Raw genomic sequence first — 8,876 nt, forward strand, 5'->3', positions numbered from 1 at the left:
GTCCACCATGTTGAAATACCTGCTGCTCGCGTTGGTCGTCATCTGGCTGTTTTACTCGCCGGCCTTGCGAGGCAAACTCAAGGGGAAGCCCCCTGCACCGCCGAAGCCCGCTCCCGCTTCCACGCCCAAACAGGCTGAGAACATGGTGCAGTGCGCCCATTGCGGGGTGCATTTGCCTGAGGGCGACACGGTCAAGGATGGCCATGGCCATCTCTATTGCAGCTCCGCGCATCTGCAAGCAGGTCCGAGCCAAGCGTGAACAGACACACCCCGATGTCACCAGCGCCAGCCAGGGACACCCAGGCCTCGTGGTTTGGCTCCCCTCCGGATGCGGACACCCAGCCCTGGGCTGACCCTGGCATCAACGATACAGGCTTTGCCGAAAGCACCCAGCAAACCCAGGGGCGTGCCACCTCGCCAATCAGAACGAGCGAGGCCAACAGAGCCTCCTTCCACCGCATCTACCGTGCATTCCTGACCGCGCGCTTTGCGCTGGCGGTGGTCCTGCTCGGCGTGGTCGTCGGCTCGTGGCTGCTAGGTGGCCACCCGCCCCTGTGGCTTTTTCTGTCCACATTCGGCTACGCCATCGTCACGGTTGCCTTGTTGACCCTGCCCGCGTCAAACCAGGGCCACCGGACTGAACTCCAGTCCCTGCGCCCCCGTCAGGCACTGGCCAGCGTGGGCATTGACCTGGCGTTCTTTGCCGTCATGCACTACTTCACCGGCAGTGCGGTGAACTCTCAGGCCTTGCTGGTGCTGCCGGTGCTGATGGCGGCCGTTCTGATGACGCGCATCACGGCTCTGGGCGTCGCAGCGGCCGCCACACTCAATTTGCTGGCTGCGGCGCTTCTTCAAGGTGAAGACAGCAACAACCTGACGGCACTGATGACGCAAGCCGGGCTGACGGGCTTCGGCTTGTTTGCCATCGCAGCCCTGGCCAGCGAACTCTCTGCCCGCCTCGCCAAAGAAGAGCGCAGCGCGCGAGGCAGCCTGGAACTGGCAAGGCAACAAGCCCAACTTAACCGCCTTGTGATCGAGGAGATGACCGAGGGCGTCATGGTGGTCGACAGGCAGGGCCGCGTTCGCACAGCCAACCCGGCCGCCAGGCGCCTGCTGGCATCGCAAGGCCTGGTGCCATCCGCGCCATTTCAATTGCGTGGCGTGCCAGCCTGGCAAGACCTGATCAACGCCGTAGAGCGTGGGCAAAGCAGTCCGCAGCGAGCCGAAGATGGCCAGGACGTGAAGCTCGTGTTTGATGACCAAAGCCAGCGCGACCTGCGCCTGCGCGTGCGCTTCACCAAGGGCAAAGGGGGCCGCACGCCCGAGGACATGTGCGTGATGCTGCTGGAAGACCTTCGCACCGTGCGCACCCGCCAGCGACAGGACAAGCTCGCTGCCATGGGGCGCATGTCCGCGGGCATCGCGCACGAAATCCGCAACCCCCTGGCTGCCATCGCGCAAGCCAACGCTTTGCTGGCCGAAGACGCGGCCACGGCCACGCAGGTCAAGCTCACCCAACTGGTGACCGACAACGTCGGCCGACTCAAGCACATCATTGATGACATCCTGGCCGTGGCCCCTGGCATTCGCCCACCCGCACCAGCCATCGACCCCCTTGAGACGATCGTGGCCATCTGCAATGACTGGCGCAGCACACAAGGCCTGGCACCAGGCGAAGACAGCCTGCTCGATATTGACGCCTCCGGCTGCCAGCGGGCGCCCACCTACCCACATCTCAAGATCCGGTTCGAGCCCGAGCATCTGCAACGCGTGCTGGTCAATCTGCTGGACAACGCCCTGCGCTACAACTCCGGCGAGCCGGGCGCCATCAATGTGACCTTGCGCTGGATGCCATCGGCTGATCCGGCGGGCATGTTGATGCTATCGGTTTCCAACGACGGCGCGCCTGTTTCGGCTGATACCGAGCGGTCCTTGTTCGAGCCCTTCTTTTCCACGCGCAGCAGAGGCACGGGCCTGGGCCTGTATATTTGCCGGGAACTGTGCGAGCGACACGGCGCCAACATCGACTATCGACTGCACCCCCTGCCACTGCGGCATCGCAACGAATTTTTCGTCACCGTGCCCGTTGAGCCCTTGGCGCCAAGCAACCCTACCGTATGAGCACCCCAGCCAATCATCGCCTGCTTGTTGTTGACGACGAGCCCGACCTGCGCACACTGTATGAACTGACCCTGCTGCGCGAAGGCTATGACATCGAAACAGCCGGGACCGTGGAAGAAGCCAAGCAGTTGCTGGCCGAGCATTCTTTCAGTGCGGTCATCACCGACATGCGCCTGCCAGACGGCACCGGGCTGGATATCCTCAGACAGATCGAATCGGAAGGCCGCAGAGAAAAGGCCATCGTCATCACGGCCTATGGTTCTGCAGAAAACGCGGTCAGCGCCCTCAAGGCTGGCGCCTACGACTACCTGACCAAGCCAGTTGACCTCAAACTGTTCCGCTCGGTCGTGGCCTCGGCGCTGTCCAGCACACTCGCGCCCAGTCCCACCTTTCAGCCAGCGACAGGTGTGGCAAGCCCATCCAGCATCGTCATGGCCGCCGAGCCTGTGAGCACGCTGTCGGAAAAAAGCCGCACGGCTTTGTCCAGACTGGCGGGCAACAGCGTGGGCATGCAGCAGGTGCGCGTGATGATCGACAAGGTCTCTCGCAGCATGGCGCCGGTGCTGCTGTGGGGCGAGTCTGGCACGGGCAAGGAACTGGTGTCCCGCGCCATCCACGATGCCAGCAACCGATCCGCTCAGCCCTTCATCGCGGTGAACTGCGGCGCCATTCCCGAGCAACTGCTGGAAGCCGAGTTCTTCGGCCACAGAAAAGGTGCCTTCACGGGCGCCAATGAAGAGCGAGAAGGTTTCTTCCAGGCGGCCAACAGCGGCACGCTCTTCCTGGACGAAATCGGCGACCTGCCACTGGCCATGCAGTCCAAGCTGCTGCGCGCCATACAGGAGCGCGCCGTGCGACCCGTTGGCGCCACGCAGGAAATCCTGGTGGACGTGCGCATCATCAGTGCCACACACAAAGACCTCCAGGCCGAAGTACTGGCCGGCCGCTTCCGCCAGGATCTGTTCTACCGGCTCAATGTCATCCAGATCACCTTGCCGGCATTGCGCGAGCGCCTGGAAGACCTGCCCCTGTTGAGCATGCGCATTCTGGAGCGCATCGCCCATGAATCAGGGCAAGCTGCGGTGCCGCAACTGAGCCTGGCGGCCCAATCGGCGCTGCTGAGCCATCGCTTTCCAGGCAATGTGCGCGAACTGGAAAACCTGCTGCACCGTGCAGTAGCACTCAGTGGGCACCACATGCTGGAGCCCGAAGATCTGGGACTGGCCACCCCCACGCCTTCGCTGGATCAGATCACGATCGAGGTGCCCGCGCCCATTCATCCCATGGCGCACATGAGTGTCGATGCGCAGCCTCAAGCGCTGGACAAAGTGGCACTGCCAAGCGACCTGGTCACGCATCTCGACCAGATTGAACGTGACATCCTCGTTCGCGCACTGGAGCATCACCGACTCAACCGCACGGCTGCGGGTGCCAGCCTCGGACTGTCCTTGCGCCAGATGCGCTACCGCATGGCGCGTCTGGGCGTACACGTCACAGAGCATGGCATCGTGCTGGGCGAACGCTTCGACCCGGATGCCGATGCTGATCCAGCCTGAGACGCCCGCCATGTCTGATTCGCAAGCGATAGGGCAGGACGGCTGGCTCCAGCATGCCCGCCGCATCCCCTCACCCAATTTCGGCCCACGCCCGGCTGATACGGACATCAACACGGTGGTGATCCACTCCATCAGCCTGCCGCCCGGCATCTACGGTGGTGACGAGATCGAGCGCCTGTTCACCAATCGGCTGGACTGGTCGGCACATCCCTACTTCGAACAGATCCGAGGCGCCGAGGTGTCAGCGCACTTCGTAATCCGACGCACGGGCGAGTTGCTGCAGTTCGTGTCCGTACGAGACAGGGCGTGGCACGCAGGTCGTTCCAGCTGGCAAGGCCGGGACAATTGCAACGACTACAGCGTGGGCATTGAACTCGAAGGCCTGGAAGACACCCCCTTCGAGACGGCTCAATATGAGGCGCTCGGCACCCTTCTTGATGCGCTCTCACAACGCTGGCCCATCACACAGATCGCGGGACACGAGCACGTGGCACCAGGCCGCAAACGAGACCCAGGATCAGCCTTCGACTGGGGGCGTCTGCAAGCACTGACAGGGCGCCCTGCGGCCCAATTTGCCGGATTGCAAAACCCATCGCAGACCGCCTAAACCGCTTCCCAGTCGGCTGTCATGCCGACTTCCCCCATTGGCGATTTCCCTTGTTTTTCCCCCTGTTCGCGGGGTGGGTGTAAAAAAGCGTTATAGTCACACCCAGACACTACAGGTAGTGCTCAACAGCACACCAAACACCAGATATAGTGTCCTCCGCAGTTGGCAGCCGGTCACCCCGCTGCCTGATTTCAACAGGCTGAACCCCATCACCAGCCTGGCGATCCTGAAGGGAATTACATGCAAACGTCCACGCCCAGCACCATGCCTACCTCTGCCTCCGTCATGCCCGGCGCATCCGCCGCTGCCATGGCTGTCGAGCCTCGCCAGTCCGCGTACTCGGCCTACCAGATCATCCGACGCAATGGTGCGGTCGTCTCGTTCGAACCCAGCAAGATTGCCGTCGCTTTGATGAAGGCCTTCCTGGCCGTGCACGGCACGCAAGGTGCTGCATCGGCTTCCGTGCGCGAAACCGTTGACGGTCTGACCGAGATGGTCGTGCGCGGTCTGCTGCGTTCGCGTCCAAGCGGCGGCACCTTCCACATTGAAGACATCCAGGATCAGGTCGAACTGTCCCTGATGCGCGGTGGTCACCACGAAATCGCCCGCGCTTACGTGCTGTACCGCGAGCGCCGTTCGCAAGAGCGCGCCAAGCAGGCCGATGCACAACAAGCTGCAGCCCTGCCCACCCTGACCGTGATCGACCGCGGTCAACGCGTCCCTCTGGATCTGGCACGCCTGCAAGGCCTCATCGTGGAAGCCTGCTCCGGCCTGGGCGATGACGTCAAGGCGGCCCCCATCCTGGCCGAGACCCAACGCAATCTGTATGACGGCGTCTCCATCGACGAGGTCTACAAGGCCGCCATCCTGGCCGCCCGCACCCGCATCGAGCACGACCCTGCCTACACCCGCGCCACCGCTCGCCTGCTGCAGCACACCATCCGCCGCGAAATCCTCGGCGATGAAGTGACGCACGCCGAAATGGCCACGCGCTACGCCGAGTACTTCCCTCAGTTCATCAAGAAGGGCGTGGAAGCCGAGCTGCTGGATGACCGCATGCAGCAGTTCGACCTGGCCCGACTGGGTGCCGCTCTTAAATATGAGCGCGACCTGAACTTCGACTACCTCGGCCTGCAAACCCTGTACGACCGCTACTTCCTGCACACCGAAGGCAAGCGCATTGAAATGCCGCAAGCTTTCTTCATGCGCGTGGCCATGGGCCTGGCCCTCAACGAAATCGACCGCGAAGCTCGCGCCATCGAGTTCTATGAACTGCTGTCCTCGTTCGACTTCATGTCGTCGACCCCCACGCTGTTCAACTCCGGCACCCGTCGCTCGCAACTGTCGTCGTGCTACCTGACCACCGTGCCTGACGACCTCGACGGTATCTACGAAGCCATCAAGGAAAACGCCCTGCTGTCCAAGTTCGCCGGCGGCCTGGGCAACGACTGGACCCCTGTGCGTGCACTGGGCTCGCACATCAAGGGCACCAATGGCAAGTCACAAGGCGTGGTCCCTTTCCTGAAGGTGGTCAACGACACCGCCGTGGCCGTGAACCAGGGCGGCAAGCGCAAGGGCGCCGTCTGCGCCTATCTGGAATCGTGGCACCTGGACGTTGAAGAATTCCTGGAGCTGCGCAAGAACACCGGTGACGACCGCCGTCGTACCCACGACATGAACACGGCCAACTGGATCCCCGACCTGTTCATGCGTCGCGTGATGGAAAACGGCGACTGGACCTTGTTCTCGCCCGCCACCTGCCCTGATCTGCACGACAAGTTCGGCATCGCCTTCGAAGAGGCCTACACCAACTACGAAGCCAAGGCTGACCGCGGCGAGATCAAGCTGTTCAAGCGCGTGAAGGCCACCGACATGTGGCGTCGCATGCTGTCGATGCTGTTCGAAACCGGCCACCCCTGGATCACCTTCAAGGACGCCTGCAACGTTCGCTCGCCGCAACAACACGTTGGCGTGGTGCACTCGTCGAACCTGTGCACCGAGATCACCCTGAATACCAACGGTGGCGAAATCGCCGTGTGCAACCTGGGCTCGGTCAACCTGGCTCAGCACATCAAAGATGGTGCCATCGACCAGGAGAAGGTCAAGAAGACCGTGAAGACGGCGATGCGCATGCTCGACAACGTCATCGACATCAACTACTACGCCGTCAAGAAGGCCCGTGACTCCAACCTGCGCCACCGCCCTGTCGGCTTAGGCATCATGGGTTTCCAGGACGCGCTCTATCAATTGCGCACGCCTTACGCCAGCCAGGAAGCGATCGAGTTTGCCGATCGCTCGATGGAAGCCGTCTGCTACTACGCCTACTGGGCTTCGACGGAACTGGCTGAAGAACGCGGCCGTTACTCCAGCTACCGTGGCTCGCTGTGGGATCGCGGCATCCTGCCGATCGACTCGCTCAAGCTGCTGGCCGAGCAACGCGGCGGTTACGTTGAAGTCGACAGCTCGACCTCGATGGACTGGGATGCCCTGCGTGCCCGCATCGCCACCTTCGGCATGCGCAACTCCAACTGCGTGGCCATCGCGCCGACCGCCACCATCTCCAACATCATTGGTGTGGACGCTTCGATCGAGCCTTCTTTCGGCAACCTGTCCGTGAAGTCCAACCTGTCGGGCGAATTCACCGTGGTCAACGAATACCTGGTGCGCGACCTGAAGAAGCTGGGCCTGTGGGACGACGTCATGGTCATGGACCTCAAGCACTTCGACGGCTCGCTGCGCCGCATCGACCGCGTGCCTGAAGAGCTCAAGAACCTGTACGCCACCGCGTTCGAAGTTGAACCGGTGTGGCTGGTTGAAGCCGCATCGCGTCGCCAGAAGTGGATCGACCAGGCTCAGTCGCTCAATATCTATATGGCAGGCGCATCGGGCAAGAAGCTCGACGAGACCTACAAGCTCGCATGGGTGCGTGGCCTCAAGACCACTTACTACCTGCGCACCATCAGCGCCACGCATGCAGAGAAGTCGACCGTGTCTCGCGGCCAACTCAATGCCGTGTCCAACATGGTGGGTGGCGGCATGAACGCTGCAGCGCAGCAAGCACAAGCACCTGTTGAAGTGGCACAAGCCGAACCTGCGACCGACATCAAGTTCTGCTCGATCGACAACCCCGATTGCGAAGCTTGCCAATGACATGACTTGCGAGTGATCAATGCACGATGACTCGCACTTCATCAACATGAACAACAAGGCCTCAACATCTCCATCAAGGTGTGAGGCCTTGTTCAACTGATGATCTTTCAGCATCTTCTTGATGCATTTCGATGCAAGCCCGCAACAACCACGGGCCTTTCATGTCAAGAAGTGCTTGGTGTTTTTAACAACACCCTTTCATAATCCGACTCCATAGGATGTTCACCATGCTGGTCTGGGAAGACGACTCCTCCAACTCATCTTCAATGCCCATCGGTTCTGTGCCCTCTTCGCTTGGCGATGCACGGAACACGGCCTCGTCACCTCTCGCGACTGGCCAGGCAAGCATTGCATCCGGCGCATCAAGCGCAAGCACCATGCCCTCCACCACACCGACAACTGCAGCCCCCATTGGTGGCTCGACCCGTCGCGTGAACGTGGCCGACAAGCGCATCATCAATGGTCAGACCGACGTCAACCAACTGGTGCCTTTCAAATACAAGTGGGCTTGGGAAAAGTATCTGGCCACCTGCGCCAACCACTGGATGCCACAAGAAGTGAACATGTCTCGCGACATCGCCTTGTGGAAGGATCCCAATGGTCTGAGCGAAGACGAGCGCCGCATCATCAAGCGCAACCTCGGCTTCTTCGTCACGGCCGACTCGCTGGCTGCCAACAACATTGTGTTGGGCACCTATCGCCACATCACGGCGCCCGAGTGCCGCCAGTTCCTGCTGCGCCAGGCTTTTGAAGAAGCCATCCACACCCACGCCTATCAATACATTGTTGAATCGCTGGGCCTGGATGAGTCCGAAATCTTCAATGCGTATCACGAAGTTCAATCGATCCGCGACAAGGACGAGTTCCTGCTTCCTTTCATTGAAGCGATCATGGACCCGAACTTCAACACCGGCACGATGGAGACCGATCAGACGCTGCTGAAGTCGCTGATCGTGTTCGCCTGCCTGATGGAAGGCCTGTTCTTCTACGTGGGTTTCACCCAGATCCTGGCACTGGGGCGTCAGAACAAAATGACGGGCGCCGCCGAGCAGTATCAATACATCCTGCGCGATGAATCGATGCACTGCAACTTCGGTATCGACCTCATCAACCAGCTCAAATTGGAAAACCCACATCTGTGGACGGCGCAATTCAAGGCTGAAATCAAGGCGCTTTTCATTAAAGCTGTGGAACTTGAATACCGATACGCTGAAGACACCATGCCGCGTGGCGTGCTGGGCTTGAACGCGTCCATGTTCAAGGGCTACCTGAGATACATCGCGAACCGTCGCGCCACGCAGATTGGTCTGGAAGAGTTGTTCCCCAATGAAGAGAACCCCTTCCCCTGGATGAGTGAAATGATTGATTTGAAGAAGGAACGCAACTTCTTCGAGACCCGAGTTATTGAATACCAGTCGGGCGGTGCCCTGTCCTGGGATTGA

General features: G+C 60.9%; 6 protein-coding genes. All 6 read left to right on the forward strand.

The features are described 5' to 3' along the window. Positions 1–7: 7 nt before the first annotated feature. Positions 8–259, forward strand: coding sequence for a PP0621 family protein (locus tag HY836_RS11520; RefSeq protein ID WP_290676295.1), 252 nt, complete (start codon positions 8–10; stop codon positions 257–259). Next, on the forward strand, positions 256–2,121 hold the full coding sequence (locus HY836_RS11525; protein WP_290676296.1) for an ATP-binding protein: 1,866 nt from the start codon (positions 256–258) through the stop codon (positions 2,119–2,121). The genes HY836_RS11520 and HY836_RS11525 overlap by 4 nt, the downstream gene beginning before the upstream one ends. Further along, positions 2,118–3,677: a sigma-54 dependent transcriptional regulator gene (locus HY836_RS11530; RefSeq protein ID WP_290676297.1), complete on the forward strand. Its 1,560-nt coding sequence runs from the start codon at positions 2,118–2,120 to the stop codon at positions 3,675–3,677. Before HY836_RS11525 ends, HY836_RS11530 begins: the two co-directional genes overlap by 4 nt. A gap of 10 nt (positions 3,678–3,687) precedes the next feature. Beyond that, positions 3,688–4,284: a 1,6-anhydro-N-acetylmuramyl-L-alanine amidase AmpD gene (gene ampD, locus HY836_RS11535; RefSeq protein WP_290676298.1), complete on the forward strand. Its 597-nt coding sequence runs from the start codon at positions 3,688–3,690 to the stop codon at positions 4,282–4,284. Positions 4,285–4,569: 285 nt separating this feature from the next. Then, positions 4,570–7,434, forward strand: a complete 2,865-nt coding sequence (locus HY836_RS11540; protein ID WP_290676304.1) for a ribonucleoside-diphosphate reductase subunit alpha — start codon at positions 4,570–4,572, stop codon at positions 7,432–7,434. Positions 7,435–7,661: 227 nt separating this feature from the next. Then, positions 7,662–8,876, forward strand: coding sequence for a ribonucleotide-diphosphate reductase subunit beta (locus HY836_RS11545; protein ID WP_290676299.1), 1,215 nt, complete (start codon positions 7,662–7,664; stop codon positions 8,874–8,876).

Origin of the sequence: Aquabacterium sp., assembly GCF_016234775.1 — a bacterium.
Lineage (GTDB): Bacteria > Pseudomonadota > Gammaproteobacteria > Burkholderiales > Burkholderiaceae_C > Aquabacterium.